Here is a 20636-nt window from a genome sequence, read left to right as displayed (position 1 = left end):
GGCTCGATTCATTCGGCTGCCGCGTCGTCGTCGTGGCTGACGATGTTGATGACGTTGCCGTCGGGTGCCCGGACGAAGAACCTGCGAACGCCCCACGGTTCCGTGGTCAACGGATGGACGATCTCGAACCCGCGTCGTTGTGCTTCGGCATAGGCCTCTTCCACCTGGTCGCCCACATGCACCGAGATCACCGAATCGACGGGCGAGGTCGCATCCTCGGTGACGAGCTGGATCACCGCCCTGCCGTCTGCGGACTGGAAGTTGGCCACCCAGCCCAAGTTGAAAGCCTCGATACCGAGGCCGAGGTAGTCGGAGTAGAAGTCGCGCGCAGCGGTGATGTCGGGCACCGACAGGTTCGCTGTGACACCGGTGGGTTTCATGGGCACTCCTTCGGCTGTGTTGTGGTGACAGTGTGGGGCGAACGGCCTGGGAGGGCAAGGAGCCCCAGTCTTGACTTCAAGCTGCGTTGAGATCCCTATCGTTTGGCCCGGTGACGAACACCCCTGACAGCGAACTCGACCGGCTCACCGAAGCGGCAGCGCCGACATCGGTCGCGTGACAGGTAGCCGAGGGCACCATGCCCTCGGCACACACTGACGGGGACGATGTCGGTGTCGCGGTGGGTGCGCGGTCAGTTCCGGCCGACAGTCAGTCCGGATGCCTCGTGGTACTGCTCGACGACATGAGGCGTCGGATCGGCCTCGTAGACACGTTCGTCGGCCGCTGACCAGCGAGGTGGTTCAGACGTGGGGTCCAGCGACCAGGCGGCCTGACGAGCGGCGCCGAGCGCCACGTATTCGCCCGGTTCCGGGACCACGACGGGGCGGGCGAAGATTGCCGGGGCCAGCTCCCGGATGGCCGCAGAGCGTGCGCCGCCACCGACGAGGATGATCCGGTTGATCTCGATGCCTTGGTCGCGGATCCGGTCGGCGCAGTACTGGAGGGAACACAGTAGACCTTCGACGCCCGCCCGGGCGATGTTGGCGCTGTTCAGGTTTCGTCCGGTCATGCCGTGCAAGGCTCCGCGCGTGCGCGGCAGGTTGGGGGAGCGTTCCCCCTCGAAGTACGGGACCAGCGACAGCCCGTCGGCGCCCGCAGGCGCAGACAGGGCAAGGTCGGACAACGTGTCGAAGTCGACGTCGAGCATCTTGGCCACGGCCGCCAGCACGGGGGCCCCGTTCAGAGTGCACACCAAAGGCAAATGCCGGCCCGTGGCGTCGGCGAAACCGGCAACCAGTCCGGCGTAGTCGGCCGGAGCACTGTCACTGACCGCGCTGACAACTCCAGAGGTGCCGAGTGACACGATGCAGTCGCCGGGGACGGCGCCGAGCGCCAGCGCCGCCGCCGCGTTGTCGCCGGCGCCCGCACCGATGCCCGCGCCCGACCGCATGGCGCCACCGTTCTGTGCTGGGCCGACGATCCGGGGCACCATCGGCGCCCGGCCTCTCATCGCCAACTCCAGCAAACGAGGCTGGTACTCATCGGCTGCTGCGCTGAAATAGCCTGTGCCACTGGCGTCGCTGCGATCGGTCCACAGATCGGTGAGGTCGGTGCTGCCGGTGAGCTTCCAGCTGAGCCAGTCGTGGGGGAGACACACCGCAGCGGTGCGATCGGCGTTGGCGGGTTCGTTGTCGGCGAGCCAGCGCAGCTTGGTGGCGGTGATCGCCGCGACCGGGACCACTCCCACCTCGTCCACCCACTGCTGCGGCCCGCCGACGTCGGCGACAAGTTCGTCGGCGGCGGGACCGGACCGGGTGTCGTTCCACAGCAGCGCATCTCGCACCACCTCACCGGATTCATCGAGACACACCATGCCGTGTTGCTGCGCTCCGACGGATACCGCTGCGACGTCGTCGAGCCCCCCGGCAGCTTCGATCGCCGACCCGAGGGCCTGCCACCATTGATCTGGGTGCACCTCGGTGCCCGTCGGGTGTGGCGCGCTACCCGAGCGCACGACGCGGCCGTCGGCTACGTCGCACACCACCACCTTGCTGGATTGGGTCGACGAATCGATTCCTGCGACCAACATGGTGTCCAACTCCTCAGTGCGCGCTCGCGTTGGTGAAGCCCGCAACCAGGACGCTGGTCACTCCCTCACACGCTCGAAAATGCCGACCGGCGTGGCCAGCCCTGACAGCGTCACATTACCGTCGACGTCAGTCCCGGTGATCTGCTCCCGCCACGTACCGGCGGGGAGGTCGAGATGGGTCTGGGCCCACTGCTCGGCGTCGAGGCCGACGGTCCAGCGAGCTGCCGCGACAATCACTTCGATCACCCCGGCCGTCGAGGTGCGACCGAAGGCCACCAGATGATCGGCGGCCGGACCGGTGCCCGACAGCGGCTCGTACCCACCTTGGACGAACACCTCCGGCCGGCGCCGGCGCAGGGTCAAGGCCGCCCGCACCACACGGGCCTTCGGGTGTTCGCCGTCGCGCGTGTAGTCCACCGCCCGGCGATTGTCCGGGTCGACGAGGGAATCGTCGAACCACTCGGTGCCCTGATAGACGTCCGGGATTCCGGGCATCAACGACGCCAGCGCCTTCTGCACCAGAGCGTCGGATTCGATGTGGGGCAGCATCTCCTGTACGAGCTGGGTGTACTCGGGCGCACACGGGCCGTCGAACGAAGCATCGATCCAGGCATGTACTGCTGTCTCGAACTGTTCGTTCACGTCGGTCCACGTGGTGCCCACCCCGCCTTCGCGGATCGCCTTCGTGGTGTACTCGTGGAAACGGGTACGCAGGGCCCCGGTGATCACGCCGTCGACCGGCCATATCCCGAACAGGTTCTGACGCAAGAAAAGTCCGGTGACCCCGGCGGGCGCGGGGTTGCGGGACTCCGAGCGGTCGACGAAGTCGGTCCACCTCTGCGGGATCTGGGACAAGATGCCGATGCGTGCCCTGACGTCCTCACTCCGCTTGGTGTCATGCGTCGACAATGAGGTCAGTGCGCGCGGCCAGCTCTGCGCCCGGGTCACGTTGGCGGCGTGGAAGTCATTGATCGATTCACTGAACGCCGCCGGGTCGCCGCCGACCTCCTGCAGGCTGACCAGCCGTGCGGTCCGGTAGAACAGGCAGTCCTCGACGCTCTTGGCGGTGACGGCGCCGCACACCTGGGCGAGTCGGCTGCGCGATTCGTCGTCGGAGGCCACTGCCGATGCGAGCAATTCGAAAGCAGTTGCCAGGGCCGGCAACCGTTCTCGCTCACTCGCGATGACCGAATCCAGAGTTCCGGCGAGTATCGGGTAGTCGGCGCGATAGACGCCCAGACCCGCGATCACCGCACCGATCGCCGAATCGATGTCGTCGTCCGAGAAGACCTCGCGGTCGCGGGCCGTCGCGGTGATCGCCCGTCGTAGGCGGGCCCGTTCGGCAGGGAAGGTCTCGTCGAGGATCGACAGCTTGAGCTGTCGTTCCGCGGCGTGCAGCCACAGCTTGTCGCCGCGATCACCGGTGTACTTCTGATGCAGCTGACCGAGAGCCGATTCGCCGGTCGGGTCGATGAGCACCGCGCCCACCGAACGCATCGTCTCGTAGCCGGTGGTGCCGTCGACCGGGAGGCTCGGATCCAGGGGTTCGTCATGGGCAAGGATCTTCTCGATCAACAGGATCCGGTCCGGTCCGATGTCCGCACGCAGCCGCTGCAGGTAGTCCTGGGGGTCCGCCAGACCGTCCGGGTGGTCGACGCGAAGACCGTCCACGAGGTCTTCGGCGACGAGCTGACGGATCAGGTCGTGGGTGGCCGCGTAGACGGCGGGGTCTTCTTGCCGCAACCCCGCCAGACCATTGACGGAGAAGAAGCGGCGATAGCCGATGACGCCGATGTTCCACGGCACCAGCCGGTAATGCTGCCGGTCATGGACCTCTTGGGCGGACTGGCCGGACTCGGTGCCGGGAGCGAGCGGAAACCGGTGTTCGTAGAACGAGAGTTCTGGCTCGTCCCCACTTGTGTCCACCTCGAGCGATGCCACGTCGTCGGCGGACCCGAGAACCGGCAATGCGATCTTGCCGTCGGCCCCGTTGTCCGCCGACCAGTCGATGTCGAAGTAGTCGGCGTACTCGGACGTCCGGCCGTTGCGCAACACGTCCCACCACCACGGGTTCTGCCGCGGGTCCTCGACACCGGTGTGATTGGGGACGATGTCGACGATCACACCGATGCCGCGGTCGGCTGCAGCCGACCGAAGTTCCCGCAATCCATCGATCCCACCGATCGACTCGGCGACCGCGGGCGGCGGAACCCAGTCGTACCCGTGCATCGACCCCTCTTGGGCGGTTTGGATCGGCGACAGGTACAGATGGCTGACGCCCAGTCCTTCGATGTGGTCGAGCTGTTCAATTGCGTCGGCGAAGGTGAACTCGCCGTGCAGCTGAAGCCGGTAGGTGGCCGTCAGCGGCAGGATCATGGGTACTCCAGCGGTTGTCGAGCCAGGCCGGTATCGGTGTCCGGCCAAGGCGTTGGCACAAGATCGAAGATCAATTCACTTTGCGGAGTACCAACAACGACCGTTCCCTAACCAACAGTGCGCTGCCGGCTTTCGCGTTGACCGTGCTCGAGCCGGTCGGGTGGGCGGTGTCGAGCTCGCCGGTCCACTCGTTGGCGTAGAAATCGGTCGGTACCCGGAAGACGATCGGTTCGTAGTGCGCGTTGAAACACATCAAGAAATCGTCGTCGACAACGAGCCGTCCGCGGACGTCCTTCTCGTTGATGCCGGATCCGTTCAGGAAGACGGCCAGCGATTTGCCGAAACCGCTGTCCCAGTCCTCCTCGGTCATCTCCTCGCCGCTGGGTGTGAGCCAGGCGATGTCACGTGCCTGGTTGCCGGAACGGATCGGGCGCCCGGCGAAAAATCGGCGCCTGCGGAACACCGGATGTGACGAGCGCAAGGCGATGACCCGTCGGGTGAACTCGAGCAGATCCGAGTTCTTCTCCGCCAGTTCCCAATCCATCCACGCGATCGGGCCGTCCTGGCAGTAGACGTTGTTGTTGCCGTTCTGGGTGCGGCCGATCTCGTCGCCGTGGGCGATCATCGGGGTGCCCTGGCTCAGCATCAGGGTCGCCAAGATGTTGCGCTGCTGGCGCGCACGAAGACGTTCGATGTCGGGGTCATCGGTGGGACCTTCTACACCACAGTTCCACGAACGGTTGTGGCTTTCCCCGTCCCGGTTGTCCTCGCCGTTTGCCTCGTTGTGTTTCTCGTTGTAGGACACCAGGTCTCGCAGGGTGAAGCCGTCGTGCGCCGTCACGAAGTTGATACTGGCGCTGGGGCGGCGCCCGGTTGCCTCGTAAAGATCGGACGAGCCGGTCAGGCGCGATGCGAACTCTCCGAGCGTCGCGGGCTCGCCGCGCCAGTAGTCACGCACCGTGTCTCGGTATTGCCCGTTCCACTCGGTCCACAGTCCCGGGAAGTTGCCCACCTGGTAGCCGCCCTCGCCCACATCCCATGGCTCGGCGATCAACTTCACCTGGCTGACCACCGGATCCTGTTGCACCAGATCGAAGAAGGCCGACAACTTGTCGACGTCGTGCAGCTCGCGGGCGAGCGTCGAGGCGAGGTCGAACCGGAAACCGTCGACGTGCATCTCGAGCACCCAGTACCGGAGCGAGTCCATGATCAGCTGCAGCGTGTGCGGATGGCGCACGTTCAGACTGTTTCCGGTACCCGTGTAGTCCATGTAGTGCCAGGGTTCGCCGTCGACGAGTCGGTAATACGCCGCGTTGTCGATACCGCGGAAGGCGATGCTCGGACCGCGATGGTTGCCCTCGGCGGTGTGGTTGTAGACCACATCGAGGATCACCTCGATCCCGGCCTCGTGGAATGCCCGCACCATCGCTTTGAACTCCGGGACCGCGCCGCCGCCCGCTGGTTGGCCGCGTAGTCGGCGTGGGGTGCCATGAAGCCGAAGCTGTTGTACCCCCAGTAATTTCGCAGACCCTGATCGAGCAGCGTCTGGTCCTGGAGGAACTGATGCACGGGCATCAGTTCGATGGCCGTGACGCCCAGTGCCGTGAGGTGGTCGATGATCGCCGGGTGGGCGAGGCCGGCGTAGGTTCCGCGGAGCTGTTCGGGCACTTCGGGATGCGTTGCCGTCATGCCCTTGACGTGGGCTTCGTAGATGATGGTCTCGTAGTACGGGCGATTGGGAGACCGATCGTGCTGCCAGTCGAAGAACGGGTTGATCACCACCGACGTCATGGTGTGTCCCAGCGAGTCGAGCCTGGGAGGTTCGCCGAACAGGGAATCGGGCGTCGATTCTGATCGCGGTCGGGGCGTGGGCTCCTGTGCGGGTGCTGCCGAGCCACCGTCGGCGTCGTCAACCGAGAGCTCGGGAGTGGTTGCGTCCGAGTCGGTTTCGATGTCGGCGGACGAGTCTGTGAGCTGGTCTGACCCTGCGGTGGCGCCGTTCTCCGAACCGGCATCGAGCGAAGCCTGCGTGTCGGTGTCGGTGTCGGGCTGGGTACTCGGGTCGTTGCCACCGTTCGTGTCGGCCGTGGGCTCGGTCGACACCTGTTCCTGCGGGTGTTCCTCCAGCACGATCGGGTACGAGTACAGGGAAGCGTCGCCGTCGAACTCGCCGTGGAATGCCTTGCCGTACGGATCGACCAGCAGCTTGGAGGGGTCGCAGCGATGGCCCTGGCGAGGGTCATAGGGTCCGTGGACCCGATAGCCGTAGAGCTGCCCGGGCGATATCGACGGCAGGTAGGCGTGCCAGACGTAGCCATCGACCTCTTCGAGGGGCACCCGTGTCTCAGACCCGTCAGGACCGATCAGGCACAGGTCCACGGCGGTGGCCACTTCGGAGAAGAGCGAGAAGTTGGTACCCGCTCCGTCGAACGTCGCGCCGAGGGGATATGCAGTACCCGGCCACACCATCAGCTCCTCGACCACGCTGCCTGTGGCGTCGGCGGTGGTGCCGTGGACGGCCACCGCGACGTCGTCAGAGCCGGTCGAATCGTCCACGGTTCTGGCGGACGACGCGTCGCTTCCGGGGGTTGATGTCATGGGCACCCTCGCATTTTCATGTTGATGACCCTACTGTTCGCGGAGGCCCGCGGCACTGTCAGTGCGGAGCCATCGCACCAGATCACCGGAAGAGTAGAGGGTGGTTCAGGTCCAGGGCAGCGCGGCTTGCATCTGACGTTGCAGTTCGGCTGTGAGACTGCGCACATAGGTCGCGCTCAGGTGATGCCAGTCGTGGTAGACGGTGATGTTCCCGACCACGGCAGGGCAGGTCGTGTCGTTGCACATGCCGTCCGTCAGGTCGAGCGGCAAGACGTTCGGGTGGTCCGCCACGATGTCGAGCGTGGGGTTCGTCGGCGCGAAGGAGGCGGAACGCGCGGTGTCGCAGTTGTCGCTGTCGCGGGTGTTGGCCAGGCAGTCCGGGGTGTTGATCGGTCCGTCGGCGTTGTGGGGCCACGAGCTGTCGCGTATCCCGAGGATGGGGATGTTCGCCTGGGCGAACTGGTCGAAGATCGGCAGGTAGTCGCCGGGCACCCAGTCGCCGGGCCCGTCGTCGCGGGGCCGGGTTGTGTTGGTGAACAGTGCATCCGGCTTGTCGGCGATGATCTGCGGGACCACCTTCTGCACCCAGTCATGACACTGCGGATAGGGAACTCCGCGTTGCTTCGGCACCAGCTCGGTGGACAGCGGACAGCCCATCTTCAGATAGGTCTTCACCTTGAAGTGGTTCTGTTTGCCGATGATGTCGAGCGCCGTGATCCAGTATTCCGCGTGCGAGCCACCTGCCAGCGCAATCGTCTTGGTGGCCAACGGATCGCCATACACCCCGACGTGCACCCCGGTGTCGTCGAAGTCGCTGATGTGTCCGTTGAACGAGGTCACCGGCAGGTCGTTGACGACCTGTAGTGCAGATGGCTGGGGGTCGACGTGGGGGACCGGGGCGTTGTCGAGGAGCGCCCGGGCACCGGGATAGACACGGGGATCGAGCTTGGTGGTGTCCACCGTCATGTGGGTGACGTGGTAGTCCCAGGCCTTGAAACCGACCGTCATCACCACCGCGCTCACGATCAGCACGCTGGTCACCACGGTGGTGTAGTCCAGGAGCTTGGCTCGCCACGGATTCACCGTGGCTGCGTGCGTCGGGTGGTGGTGACGCGTCGGGGTGCCCTTGTGCGGCGGATCCTCTTTGTGGATCGACACCGACCGGGGCGCTCGCAATGGCTCTTCGATGTACCGCTTGGTCAGCCACGCCATCGCGATGGACACCGCGATGAGAACGGTTCCCTCGACGATCGACGTATGGTTCTTGTCACGCCACGTCAGGTAGAAGATCAGCAGCGGCCAGTGCCACAGGTAGAGGGAATAGGAGATCGACCCAAGCCACACCATCTGTCGGGCGGACAGTGCGTGATTGACGACCGGTTGTCCCGACTTCGGGCCGTGCTGCAGCGCGGTCGCACCCGACCAGATGATGGCGAGCGTCGACAGCACCGGAACCAGCGCCCACGGTCCGGGATACTGCTCGACACCCACGATCCACCAGCCGCAAGTGATGATCAGTCCCAGGGCGGCGACGGCGACGATGTTGCGGATGACGTTGGGAACCCGCCATTTCGGCATCCAGACGGCGAGTAGACCGCCGGCGAGAGGCTCCCACACGCGGGAGATGGTGTCGTAGTAGTTGAACTGCTGATTGACGTCCATCCGCATGTGCGCCCAGTAGAACGACACGGCGGCCACCCCGAGGAGCGATACACCGATCAGGATGCGGATGACCGTGGGGTCGGCCAGCTTGCGCACTCCGGCACGCACCAGCACCGTGATGATCCCGGCGACCGCCAGGGCGGTGAGCATGGTCAGCACGAAGAACTGGCCTTGTACCGACATCGACCACAGATGCTGCAAAGGACTGTTCGCCGAACTGGCCGCTGTGTAGTCCTGCGAATTGAACGCCAGATGCCAGTTCTGGTAGTAGAACAGGCTCGCGATGACCTCTTGGCCCGTCGCCCGCCAGCGGGTCTCGGGGAAGATGAGCAACGTACCGAGGCTGATGACGACCAGGATCGCGACCAGCGCGGGCAGCAGTCGCCTGCCGAGCCGGGTCAGTCGTTTGACCGGGTTGATCGCGGGCCAGAGTCCGGCCTGTTCGTTCTGTGCGCTGACGATGACGTGCCGCAGCAGCGAGCCGACGAAGAAGTACCCCGACAGGGTGAGGAACACGTCGACACCGCCGGACACCCGCCCGAACCAGATGTGGAAGCACGCCACCAAGACGATGGCCAGGCCCCGCAGACCATCGAGGTCGGTGCGGTAACTGGGGACCGTGTCGGCGGGTACCGCCGGTGGCCTCTTCTCAACGCTGGGTGCGGCTGTCAACTGCTCTCTAGTCTCACTTGTTCGGTGGCGCTGAAATCGGTGTCGTCACAGCAGCGGGGTGGGCGGTTCCGGCACGTAATCTACCTGTTGCACCTTAGAATCCCCGGCCTGGAACGCCGCGGCGCGCTCATTAGGGTGGGTAGGTGCCCACATTGCCCGAATCTCAGATCAATCGGCCTCCCATGGCGGAAGAACAGATCACCCGGATCGACTCGAAGATGATCTGGCATCCGTACGGGACCATGCCCCATCCGGCCCCCGTTCCCCGCGTCGTCCGCTCGGCGTCGGGTGTCCGCCTGACCTTCGCGGACGGGACCACGGTCGTCGACGGCATGAGTTCGTGGTGGGCCGCGATCCACGGCTATCGGAACCCGGTGCTCGACGCTGCGGCACGCACCCAGCTCGACTCGATGGCGCATGTGATGTTCGGTGGCCTCACCCACGAACCTGCAGCCAGGCTGGCCGAGCTGCTCGTCCAGATAACCCCTGATCCGTTGCAGACCGTGTTCTTCTGCGACTCCGGATCGGTGTCGGTCGAGGTCGCGGTCAAGATGGCCCTGCAGTACTGGCGGGCGCGGGGCGAAGCCGGCCGCACCCGCCTGCTGACGTGGCGCGGGGGCTACCACGGCGACACCTTCACCCCTATGAGCGTCTGTGACCCCGAAGGGGGATGCACTCGCTGTGGACCGACGTGCTCACCAGTCAGGTGTTCGCATCGGCACCGCCGTCCGAGTTCAGCGTGGAGTACGTCACAGAGCTCGAACACCTCGTGTCCGAGCATCGCGGTGAACTCGCCGCCGTGATCGTCGAACCGGTGGTCCAAGGTGCCGGGGGATGCGATTTCACGATCCCCGTTATCTCGGCGAGCTGCGCCGGATCTGTGATGAGCAGGGAGTGCTCCTCATCTTCGACGAGATCGCCACGGGGTTCGGCCGCACCGGAGAGTTGTTCGCCGCCGACCACGCCGGCGTGTCCCCGGACATCATGTGCATCGGCAAAGCGCTCACCGGTGGCTATCTGTCCATGGCAGCAGCGTTGTGTACCCGCGACATCGCCGACACGATCTCGCAGTCCGATGTGGGGGTACTGGCACACGGGCCCACATTCATGGCGAATCCGCTCACGTGTGCGGTGGCCGTGGCATCCACCGAACTGCTACTCGCGTCCGGGTGGCGCGATCGGGTCGCCCACATCGCCGATCGACTACGGGAAGGACTCGGCCCTCTCGCCGACCTCCCTGGTGTCCGTGACGTTCGGGTGCAGGGCGCCATCGGGGTGGTGCAACTCGACCACCCCGTCGACATGGCTGCGGCGACGGACGCCGCGGTGTCGGCGGGGGTGTGGCTACGGCCGTTCCGCGACAACATCTACACGATGCCTCCGTATGTGTGTACCGACGACGACCTCGACGTTCTGATCGGTGGGGTGTCGGCTGCGGTCCGTGCCTGCACGGCTCAACCCTCGCCCGCCGCAGCCGAAGCGCTGTGAGACTCTGTTCGTCAGTGAAACCACTTGCCCCGACCGACAGAAACACCGATTCGGACAGCGCCCTGGACTGGCTGGCCGAGGCTGCCGACGTCCGTGAGGCCGCCGGGCTGCACCGCACGTTGGTCCCCCGCGTGGCCGACGATGCGCTGATCAATCTGGCGTCCAACGACTATCTCGGTCTGTCCTGCGATCCCCGGGTCCTGGCCGGCGCACACGCCGCGCTCGACACCTGGGGTGCGGGCTCCACGTCGTCGCGCCTGGTCACCGGCACCACCTCCCTGCACGAGGCGCTGGAGCGGGATCTGGCCGCGTTCCTCGGTTACCCGGCGGCGCTGGTCTTCTCGTCCGGATATCTCGGCAACGTCGGGGCGGTGGCCGCTCTGATGGGCCGCGGGGACGTGATCATCAGCGACGGTGGCGCCCACGCATCGCTGATCGATGGCTGCCGGCTCTCGCGCGCACGAGTGGTGGTGGTGGATCGTGGCGACCACGAGGCCGTCAGGCAAGAGCTCGCCGAACGCAGCGAACAGCGGGCCATGATCGTCACCGATTCGGTCTACTCGATCGACGGCCAGATCGCGCCGGTTGCCGAGTTGTACGCCGCCGCCCGCGAGCACGGAGCGATCCTGCTGGTGGACGAGGCGCACGCGTTGGGCGTCCGTGGCTCCGGCGGGCGCGGAGTGCTGGACGAGGCGGGTCTGGCCGGCGCCCCTGATCTGGTGACCACCACAGTGCTCTCGAAATCCCTTGGCGCACAAGGGGGAGTGGTGCTCGGTACAGAGGCGGTCCGCGACCACCTCATCGACCGGGCGCGTAGCTTCATCTTCGACACCGGGCTGGCGCCGGCCGCGGCGGGAGCCGCCCAGGCCGCCCTCGCGGTGCTCCGCGACGAACCGACTCTGTCCGAACGGGTACGGGCGAACGCGGCACTGCTGGCGCACTTGTGTGGCGGCGAACCGCCAGAGGCTGCCGTCGTCTCGATCATCGTGGGCGATCCGGCTCAGGCTCTGCTGGCGGCGCAACGGTGTCGCGAACAGGGTGTGCTGGTCGGCTGTTTCCGGCCGCCGTCGGTACCGCCTGGAACTTCTCGCCTGCGTCTCACCGTGCGCGCCGACCTCACCGACGACGACATCCGCACGGTGGCCGGCGTGGTGACCTCCGTGCTGAACGGGCTCTGATCCGTGAACCTGGTCATCACCGGTACGTCCACCGAAGTGGGAAAGACCATCACCACTGCGGCCCTCGCCGCGGCGGTGATGGCTCGTGGCCTCGACGTCGCCGTGTGCAAACCCGCCCAGACCGGGGTCGGTCCGGACGATCCCGGCGACATCGACGAAGTGGTGCGTCTCGCCGGCGTCAGGACAACGGCGGAAGGTGCCCGTTTCCGGGATCCACTGGCCCCCGAGCGTGCCGCCCGTAACGAAGGCGCCCAGTCGGTGCAGTTGTCCGACATCGTCGCGGCAGTGGACGGTCTGGCCGGATCAGACGTTGTCCTTGTCGAGGGCGCCGGCGGTGTGCTGGTCCGGCTGGCTGCCGATCTGACCATCCTCGATGTCGCCGCGGCCATCGGTGCTCGTGTACTCGTGGTCGCTGCACCGGGATTGGGCAGTCTGAACCACACCGAGCTCACCGTCCGCGCGATCACCGGGGCGGGTCTCGAGTGTGCCGGGGTGGTGATTGGGTCCTGGCCCGTCGAGCCGGATCTTGCCGAACGGTCCAATCTCGAGGACTTGCCGCAGGTCACCGGCGTGCCCATCGTCGGGAAAGTGCCCGCCGGGGCGGGTACTTTAGACCGGCAGGCCTTCGTGTCGCAGGCAGTTGGATGGTTCGATCGCGATTGGCTGAGTGCCATGTGTCCCACCCCAAACTGACCGGCCACGGTGATAGGGCACACTGAGACCGCAACATTCATGACAAGAGGGAGGCCCCACGTGACCCAGGCACCAGTACGCACAGACATTCTTGACGTCGCGCGTGAGCAGGTGTTGGAACGCGGTGAAGGGCTCGACAAAGAGCAGACACTGCAGATCCTGCAGCTGCCCGACGAACAATTGACCGATCTCCTGCAGCTCGCGCACGACGTGCGGATGAAGCACTGCGGGCCGGAGGTCGAGGTCGAGGGCATCATCTCGCTCAAGACCGGCGGTTGCCCCGAGGACTGCCATTTCTGCTCGCAGTCCGGCTTGTTCGCATCACCGGTGCGCAGCGCGTGGATCGACATCCCGGCTCTGGTGGAGGCCGCCAAGCAGACCGCCAAGTCCGGCGCCACCGAGTTCTGCATCGTGGCGGCCGTACGTGGTCCCGACAAGCGCCTGATGACGCAGGTTGCTGCCGGCATCGAAGCGATCCGCGCCGAGGTCGACATCCAGATCGCCTGCAGCCTGGGCATGTTGACCCAAGAACAGGTCGACGAACTCAAGGCGATGGGTGTACACCGCTACAACCACAACCTCGAGACCGCCCGTTCGCACTTCCCGAACGTGGTCACCACCCACACCTGGGAAGAGCGTTGGGGCACCCTGCGCATGATCCGCGACGCCGGCATGGAGGTCTGCTGCGGCGGCATCCTCGGCATGGGCGAGACGCTCGAGCAGCGCGCCGAGTTCGCAGCAGACCTGGCCTCGCTCGATCCCGACGAGGTTCCACTGAACTTCCTCAACCCACGTCCGGGCACCCCGTTCGGCGACCTGGAGGTGCTGCCGGCGGCAGAAGCGCTCAAAGCTGTGGCCGCCTTCCGCCTGGCGCTGCCGCGCACCATCCTGCGGTTCGCCGGTGGCCGCGAGATCACCCTCGGTGACCTCGGCGCCAAGCAGGGCATCCTCGGCGGGATCAACGCGGTCATCGTCGGTAACTACCTCACCACCCTCGGCCGTCCGGCCGAGACCGATCTGGATCTGCTCGAAGAGCTCCAGATGCCGATCAAGGCCCTCAACGACTCGATCTGACAGTTCGCACCTCAAGAAACGCTCCGACGATGACCGACATCCCCGCGCCGCTGGCCGCGCCTCTCACCTTCGGGGTGTACACCGGCGTGCGGTTGGAGGTCGAGCACCCGGACTCGGTGCCCAAGGCCGCGCAGTTGGGCCTGGAACCGCCACGATATTGCGGCCAGTGTGGGCGCCGGATGGTCGTTCAGGTCCGTCCTGACGGATGGTCGGCGCGCTGCTCACGACACGGCACGGTCGACTCGGTGGAGCTGGCACAGCGTTGACCGGTTCGCGCCGGGCGTTGTCGCCTTCTGCATCGGCGGCCGCTGTGGTCGTGGCGGGGATTGTGTTGGTCGCTATCGCATGGGGCGTGATCTGGGGACTGCTCACCCCGGGCATCGACGGTCGGGTGATCGAATCGGGCAGGGCGGTGGCCACCGGCGACGCCGGCACCGAGTTCTCCGCCCTGGCGATCTTCTTCTGTGTGGCACTGGCCGCCGGTGTGGTGCTTGCCGTGGTGCTCTGGGTATCTCCGCTGCTCCGTGGTCCGTTGGGCGTGGTGGTGTTGACCCTGTCGACGATCACGGCCGGTGTCGGGGCGGTATGGGTGGGCGATGCCATTGCGCGTCTGCGCTTTTCGGGTCGAGATGGGGTGGCGGTAGGGCAGGAGTTCACCCAGCCGCCCAGCCTGCGCATCGTCGGCGCCCAGCTCGACATCTCCGGCGGGGTCGGATTCTCGTGGGCCCTGCTGGTGATCGCGCCTCTGACCGCGCTGGTCACCACCATCTTGCTGGTCGCCCTCGAACGCGGCGAACCTCGTGAGTCGGCGAACGACGAGGATGCTCCCGTCGCAGCGAGTGCATCGCACCGAGAGTGACGTGCTGCACAGGCACTTGCGCGGAAACAGTTGTAGTTTCACAATAGTTTCGTGACCAAACCAGTTGAGGTTCTCAGCCGCAATCGCAAGGTGGCGATTCTCGCGACCTGCTGTCTCAGCCTGCTGATCGTCTCGATGGACGCGACCATCGTCAACGTCGCGATCCCGTCGATCAGGAGTGACTTCGAAGCCACGCCCACCGAATTGCAGTGGGTGATCGATGTCTACACCCTGGTGTTGGCCAGTTTGCTGATGCTCGCCGGAACCACCGCGGACCGATTCGGGCGGCGGCGGGTGTTCCAGATCGGCCTGACGATGTTCGCTCTGGGCTCGCTTCTGTGCAGCCTGGCACCCAGCGTCGAGGTCCTCATCGCCGCCAGATTCCTCCAAGGGGTGGGCGGTTCGATGCTCAACCCGGTGGCCATGTCCATCATCACCCAGACGTTCTCCGGCCGGGTCGAACGTGCTCGGGCGGTCGGCGTCTGGGGTGCGGTGGTCGGGGTCTCGATGGCGCTCGGACCGATCGTGGGCGGCGTGCTCATCGATCTGTTCAGTTGGCAGTCGGTGTTCCTGATCAACCTCCCGATCTGCCTGATCGCGGTCATCGCCACCATTGTTGTTGTGCCCGAATCGAAGTCGCAACGCGTTCGCGGACTCGACCCCATCGGACAAGGCCTGGCGATCACGTTCATGGCTGGTGTTGTCATCGGGTTGATCGAGGGCCCCGGCATGGGCTGGACCGATTGGCGGACGATCGGGATCTTTGTGGTGGCGATCGTCGCATTCGGCGGTTTCTGCGCCTACGAACTGCGCCGGACCGACCCGTTCATCGAACTACGGTTCTTCCGCAGCATCCCGTTCTCGGCGGCCACCGTCACCGGCATCTGCGCCTTCGCCGCCTATGGCGCATTCCTGTTCATGATGTCGATCTACCTCCAGGGGATCCGCGGCTACTCCCCGGTCGAGACAGGTCTGATGTTCCTGCCGATCGCGATCGGCACCACCATCTGCTCGCCGTTGTCCGGCCGTCTGGTGGGCCGCTATGGAACGCGCCCATCCCTGGTGTTCGCGGGTGTCATGCTCGCCCTGGCGTCGAGCCTGCTCACCCAGTTGGGACCGAACACCCCCAACTGGCAGATGCTCATCGTCTTCGGCATGTTCGGGGTCGGTTTCGGAACGGTGAACGCCCCGATCACCACGGCTGCCGTCAGCGGTATGCCACGCGAACGCGCAGGTGCCGCGTCGGCGATCGCATCGACGAGCCGCCAACTCGGGATCAGTGTGGGGGTGGCGCTGTCGGGGACCATTGCCGGATCGGTGATCGCGGCAGGGCCCGAGTCGCCGGTGTCCGTCTCCGCGATGGCTCCGCTGTGGTGGGTGACGGTGGGACTCGCCCTCACCATCGCGGCATTGGGGATCTTCTCCACCACGGAGGCGTCGGCGCGCACGACGTCGCGGGTTGCCGACCTGTTCGCCGAGTCGGACGAGAAGCCGATCGTCCAGCCGACGCATCACACCCCCACCGGCGGCAGGAGCCGGTGATGGGGGATCTGCGTGACGAGGTGTGGCGCACGATGACGTCGTTGGTGCACAGCAACCGCGAGACGTGGCGCCGCGCGGTGATCGACCAAACGGGGTTGCCATTTAGTCGATTCCGAATGCTGAGCCGGCTCGACGGGGGTCCGCTCACCATGAAGCAGCTGGCGTCGGCGGCCACGGTGGATGCACCTGCCGCCACGGTGGCCGTGACAGAGCTGGAGCAGCGGGGGCTGGTGGATCGTCGAACGGACCCGGCCAACCGGCGCACCAAGTTGGTGTCGCTGACCGAGGCGGGACGCGAGATGCTGGATGCGGCACGAGCGGTCGAGGATCCGGCGCCCGTACCTTTCGACGCGCTCAGCGACGACGAGGTCGCTTCCCTCGCAGTTCTCCTGACAAAACTGGCCGAACACACGCGGACCGGGTAGCGCCTCCACGGCGGGTTTAGGGCCGGCGGGTCAGGGCGGCGGGCGAAGCGTCGCGAACTCGTCGGTGATGCGCAGTTGTTTGTCGGCAAAACGGTAGAGCGCCGGTGGCCGCCCACCCGATGGGCCGGTCCGCCCGACTGTTCCGGTTGCGGTGATCACGCCGCGGCGGGACAAGATGCGCAGCAGATTGGTCGAGTCCACCGGGTAGCCGAGCGCGGCGCAGTAGATGTCGCTCAGTGCCGACATCGAGAACTCGGCGGGCGCAAGTGCAAACGCGATGTTGGTGTACGACAACTTCGCAGCCAGTCTCGATCGTGCCCGTTCGACGATCTGGCTGTGGTCAAAACTGATCTCCGGTAGTTGCGAGACCGGGTGCCACCGGGTGTCGGGTGGCAGATTCGGCTGTGAGTCGGACGGCACCATACCGAGATATGAGGACGCGATGACGCGCGGTCCGGGCATCCGTTTGGGGTCGGAGAACACGGACAGTTGCTCGAGGTGGGCGACTTCGCGCACGTCGACCTTCTCGGCCAACTGCCGAAGCGCCGAGGTCTTGAGGTCTTCGTCGGCGCGAAGGCCGCCGCCGGGCAGCGACCACGATCCGGCCTGCGGGTCGAACGCCCGCTGCCACAGCAAGACCGAGAGTTGGGGAGCGTCGGAGTCACCCGATTCGCGCACCTGGAACACGGCGCAGAGCACTTCATGGAAGACGCTCGGCGCAGGCATAGCTGCGAGTGTAGTGGGTCTCCGGTGCCCTGTTTGACCATGTCGAGGGGGTCGTGGATGCGGCCTTTCGGTGGCCCGTGGCGGGCGAGTGCTACGATCGGGTCGAGGTTTTCGATCTGCAGTCGAAAACCCCAGCCCAGTATCCCAGGCCGGCCACCGTAGGTCGGCGCCACGAACAGGAGGTGGTTGGACATGACCACCACGGAACTCCCGATCGGCTCTACCGCACCTCTCTACACCGGAGTCGACCCCACGCCCGAATGGTTCGCCGAGATCAAGCGCCTGGCCAAGGCACGCAACGCGACCTTGCTGGCCCACAACTATCAGTTGCCTGCCATCCAGGACGTCGCCGACCACGTGGGCGACTCCCTCGCGCTGTCGCGCATCGCGGCCGAGGCCGAGACCGACGAGATTATCTTCTGCGGCGTGCACTTCATGGCGGAGACGGCCAAGATCCTCAGCCCCGACAAGCGGGTGCTCATCCCGGACGAGCGGGCCGGATGTTCGCTCGCGGACTCGATTACCGCCGAGGACCTGCGAGCCTGGAAGGCTGACTACCCGGATGCGGTGGTCGTCTCTTACGTCAACACGACGGCAGAGGTGAAGGGTCTCACCGACATCTGCTGCACGTCGTCGAACGCCGTCGATGTGGTCAACTCCATCGACCCCGACCGTGAGGTGCTCTTCCTCCCCGACCAGTTCCTGGGAGCCCACGTCAAGCGGGTGACCGGCCGGAAGAACATGCAGATCTGGGCCGGCGAGTGCCACGTGCACGCCGGTATCAACGGTGATGAGCTGACGGAGAAGTCCCGGACCCACCCGGACGCCGAGTTGTACGTGCACCCCGAATGTGGTTGCGCCACTTCGGCTCTCTACCTCGCGGGCGAGGGCTTCGTGCCGGAAGACAAGGTCAAGATCCTCTCTACCGGTGGGATGCTCGACGCCGCTCGCGCCACCGGCGCAACACAGGTGCTGGTGGCCACCGAGGTCGGTATGCTGCACCAGCTGCGCAAGGCCGCTCCCGACGTCGACTTCCAGGCAGTCAACGACCGCGCGTCATGCCCGTACATGAAGATGATCACCCCGGCCGCGCTGCTGCGTTGCCTCACCGAGGGCAAGGACGAGGTGCACGTCGACGCAGCCACCGCGGAGCGCGCCCGGCTGAGCGTGCAGCGGATGATCGAGATCGGCAATCCGGGGTCGGGGGAGTGACGGCGGGCAACCCCGCCGGCACCGCTGAGGTCGCCGCACTGATCGCGACCGCACTGGACGAGGATCTGCGCTACGGACCCGACGTCACCACGGCCGCAACGGTTCCCGAGGGAGCAGTTGCGACCGTGGCCCTCGGGAGCCGGCAATCCGGTGTTCTCGCCGGCCTCGACGTTGCACTACAGGTGTTCGATGCGGTGATCGGCTCCGGCGCATACGAGGTGCTCGACCGCCTCGATGACGGCGCGGTGGTCGAACCGGGCACGGTCGTCGCGACGTTGCGGGGCCCGGTCGGCGGACTGCTTGTCGCCGAACGCACTGCGTTGAACCTCCTGTGTCATCTGTCGGGGATCGCCACCGCCACCGCGCAGTGGGTCGCCGAACTCGAAGGGACCGGCGCCAAGGTCCGTGATTCCCGAAAGACGCTGCCCGGCATGCGATCACTCCAGAAATACGCGGTGCGGTGTGGCGGGGGAGAGAACCACCGGATGGGCTTGGGCGACGCTGCCCTGATCAAGGACAACCACGTGGCCGCGGCGGGTTCTGTCACGGCCGCCCTGCAGGCGGTGCGTGCCGCGTCGCCGGACCTGCCGTGTGAGGTCGAGGTGGACTCGCTCGAACAGCTCGACGAAGCGCTGGGCCTGGAGGCGGAGCTTGTTCTGCTGGACAACTTCCCGTTGTGGCAGACCCAGATGGCGGTGCAGCGCAGGAACTCGCGGTCGCCGAAGACCAAACTCGAGTCGTCAGGTGGTCTGAGTCTTGATGTCGCCGAGGACTACGCCCGAACCGGTGTCGACTACCTCGCTGTCGGAGCGTTGACCCACTCGGTCATCGCACTCGACCTCGGGTTCGATTGGGTCGGCGACTAGTTCTCCGCAACGGCCGGATTTGTGTCCGTCCGCAGGTTCTGCAACTCCTGCACGTCAACGCAAGGCCTGCGTTCACGGTGACTCGGCGAACAGGGTCGGGGACATATGCGTCTGTACGATTGAATACGGCGCTCGACGCCATTCATTCGCACCACCCACGCCAATCCCCTGGAGGTAGAACACGTGCCGACCGTCAACGCCTACGCCGCGATGTCCGCGACGGAAGAGCTGGTCCCCACCACCATCGACACTCGTGAGGTGGGTCCGCACGATGTTCGCATCGCGGTTGCGTATGCCGGCATCTGTCACTCGGACATCCACACCGCTCGCAACGAATGGGGGAACACCGCATACCCCGTCGTGCCCGGTCACGAGATCGCGGGAACCGTCTCGGAGATCGGTTCGGAGGTGACCAAGTACCAGGTCGGCGACCGGGTGGGCGTCGGCTGTTTTGTTGATTCATGCCGCGAGTGCGAGGCCTGCGTGCTCGGTCAGGAGCAGTACTGCAGGCGCGGGATGGTCGGCACCTACAACTCGACCGGTCGCAACGGCGAGCCGACCACCGGTGGATACGCCCAGGAAGTGGTCGTCGACGCGAATTACGTGCTCCGCATCCCCGATTCCTTGGGGCTCGATGTGGCAGCTCCGCTGTTGTGCGCCGGGATCACCACCTACTCGCCTCTGCGGCACTGGGGTGCGGGGCCGGGCAAGCGGGTCGCGATCATCGGTCTCGGGGGACTGGGTCACATGGGCGTCAAGATCGCTGCGGCCATGGGCGCCGAGGTGAGTGTGATCTCGCAGTCTCTCAAGAAGATGGAAGACGGATTGCGACTCGGCGCGCAGCACTACTACGCCACCGACGACCCGGCAACGTTCAAGCAGCTGCGCGGAAAGTTCGATCTCATCATCAACACGGTGTCGGTCAACTTCGACATCAACAAGTACATGGGCATGCTCGCGCTGAACGGCACGCTGGTGGAACTCGGGCTGCCAGAGAAGCCGATCTCGGTCCGGGCGATGTCCTTGACCGCGAACCGGCGTTCGCTGGCCGGCTCGATGATCGGTGGCATTGCCGAGACCCAGGAGATGCTGGACTTCTGCGCCGAGCACGATCTCGGTTCGGAGATCGAGGTCATCCCCGCACAGCAGATCAACGAGGCCTACGAGCGGGTGATCGCTTCCGACGTCCGCTACCGGTTTGTCATCGACAACTCGACGCTGTGAACCCGCCGGTCG

General features: G+C 65.8%; 15 protein-coding genes and 2 pseudogenes. 11 read left to right on the top strand and 6 right to left on the bottom strand.

Annotated features, from left to right (window positions below; translation table 11 throughout):
- Positions 1 to 8 precede the first annotated feature (8 nt).
- From MVA47_RS19010 to MVA47_RS18990, 5 genes and pseudogenes are all read right to left on the bottom strand, one after another.
- Positions 9 to 380, bottom strand: a complete 372-nt coding sequence (locus MVA47_RS19010; protein WP_247209325.1) for a VOC family protein — start codon at positions 378 to 380, stop codon at positions 9 to 11.
- 251 nt (positions 381 to 631) lie between these two features.
- Positions 632 to 2029, bottom strand: a complete 1398-nt coding sequence (gene xylB, locus MVA47_RS19005) for a xylulokinase (RefSeq protein WP_247209324.1) — start codon at positions 2027 to 2029, stop codon at positions 632 to 634.
- A 57-nt stretch (positions 2030 to 2086) separates the two neighbouring features.
- On the bottom strand, positions 2087 to 4405 hold the full coding sequence (treY, locus tag MVA47_RS19000) for a malto-oligosyltrehalose synthase (protein WP_247209323.1): 2319 nt from the start codon (positions 4403 to 4405) through the stop codon (positions 2087 to 2089).
- Positions 4406 to 4475: 70 nt separating this feature from the next.
- Positions 4476 to 6874 (bottom strand): annotated as a pseudogene (glgX, locus tag MVA47_RS18995) (glycogen debranching protein GlgX).
- 234 nt (positions 6875 to 7108) lie between these two features.
- Entirely contained in the window at positions 7109 to 9337 is a 2229-nt protein-coding gene (locus MVA47_RS18990) for an acyltransferase family protein (protein WP_247209322.1), read from the bottom strand.
- Between the two features lie 182 nt (positions 9338 to 9519).
- Here MVA47_RS18990 and MVA47_RS18985 point away from each other — a divergent pair.
- The 8 genes and pseudogenes from MVA47_RS18985 to MVA47_RS18950 all read left to right on the top strand — a co-directional run bounded on the left by MVA47_RS18985 (position 9520) and on the right by MVA47_RS18950 (position 16596).
- A pseudogene (locus MVA47_RS18985) lies at positions 9520 to 10825 on the top strand (adenosylmethionine--8-amino-7-oxononanoate transaminase).
- A 14-nt stretch (positions 10826 to 10839) separates the two neighbouring features.
- Entirely contained in the window at positions 10840 to 12003 is a 1164-nt protein-coding gene (locus MVA47_RS18980) for an 8-amino-7-oxononanoate synthase (protein ID WP_247209321.1), read from the top strand.
- 3 nt (positions 12004 to 12006) lie between these two features.
- On the top strand, positions 12007 to 12696 hold the full coding sequence (gene bioD, locus MVA47_RS18975) for a dethiobiotin synthase (protein ID WP_247209320.1): 690 nt from the start codon (positions 12007 to 12009) through the stop codon (positions 12694 to 12696).
- A gap of 60 nt (positions 12697 to 12756) precedes the next feature.
- Complete coding sequence (bioB, locus tag MVA47_RS18970) at positions 12757 to 13770, top strand: biotin synthase BioB (protein ID WP_247209319.1); 1014 nt, start codon at positions 12757 to 12759, stop codon at positions 13768 to 13770.
- Positions 13771 to 13799: 29 nt separating this feature from the next.
- Entirely contained in the window at positions 13800 to 14036 is a 237-nt protein-coding gene (locus tag MVA47_RS18965) for a hypothetical protein (RefSeq protein ID WP_247209318.1), read from the top strand.
- Positions 14033 to 14629: a DUF2567 domain-containing protein gene (locus MVA47_RS18960; RefSeq protein ID WP_247209317.1), complete on the top strand. Its 597-nt coding sequence runs from the start codon at positions 14033 to 14035 to the stop codon at positions 14627 to 14629. The genes MVA47_RS18965 and MVA47_RS18960 overlap by 4 nt, the downstream gene beginning before the upstream one ends.
- Before the next feature lie 51 nt (positions 14630 to 14680).
- A complete protein-coding gene (locus MVA47_RS18955) occupies positions 14681 to 16171 on the top strand; it encodes an MFS transporter (protein WP_247209316.1) in 1491 nt (496 codons plus the stop codon).
- Complete coding sequence (locus tag MVA47_RS18950; RefSeq protein WP_247209315.1) at positions 16171 to 16596, top strand: MarR family winged helix-turn-helix transcriptional regulator; 426 nt, start codon at positions 16171 to 16173, stop codon at positions 16594 to 16596. Before MVA47_RS18955 ends, MVA47_RS18950 begins: the two co-directional genes overlap by 1 nt.
- Before the next feature lie 30 nt (positions 16597 to 16626).
- Here MVA47_RS18950 and MVA47_RS18945 read toward each other — a convergent pair whose 3' ends face one another.
- Positions 16627 to 17322 carry an NUDIX domain-containing protein gene (locus MVA47_RS18945; protein WP_062799442.1) on the bottom strand — a complete coding sequence of 232 codons (696 nt, stop codon included), beginning with the start codon at positions 17320 to 17322 and terminating at the stop codon, positions 16627 to 16629.
- A gap of 192 nt (positions 17323 to 17514) precedes the next feature.
- Here MVA47_RS18945 and nadA point away from each other — a divergent pair, with 192 nt between their 5' ends.
- The 3 genes from nadA to MVA47_RS18930 all read left to right on the top strand — a co-directional run bounded on the left by nadA (position 17515) and on the right by MVA47_RS18930 (position 20624).
- Positions 17515 to 18534, top strand: coding sequence for a quinolinate synthase NadA (gene nadA, locus MVA47_RS18940; protein ID WP_247209314.1), 1020 nt, complete (start codon positions 17515 to 17517; stop codon positions 18532 to 18534).
- A complete protein-coding gene (gene nadC / locus MVA47_RS18935; RefSeq protein ID WP_247209313.1) occupies positions 18531 to 19400 on the top strand; it encodes a carboxylating nicotinate-nucleotide diphosphorylase in 870 nt (289 codons plus the stop codon). Before nadA ends, nadC begins: the two co-directional genes overlap by 4 nt.
- Positions 19401 to 19610: 210 nt before the next feature.
- Positions 19611 to 20624 (top strand): NAD(P)-dependent alcohol dehydrogenase, encoded by a 1014-nt coding sequence (locus MVA47_RS18930; RefSeq protein ID WP_247210906.1) that lies wholly within the window; start codon positions 19611 to 19613, stop codon positions 20622 to 20624.
- Positions 20625 to 20636 lie beyond the last annotated feature (12 nt).

The organism is Williamsia sp. DF01-3 (assembly GCF_023051145.1).
Lineage (GTDB): Bacteria > Actinomycetota > Actinomycetes > Mycobacteriales > Mycobacteriaceae > Williamsia.
The sequence above is the reverse complement of the archived record's forward strand: the minus strand, read 5'-3'. Positions and strand labels throughout refer to the sequence as shown.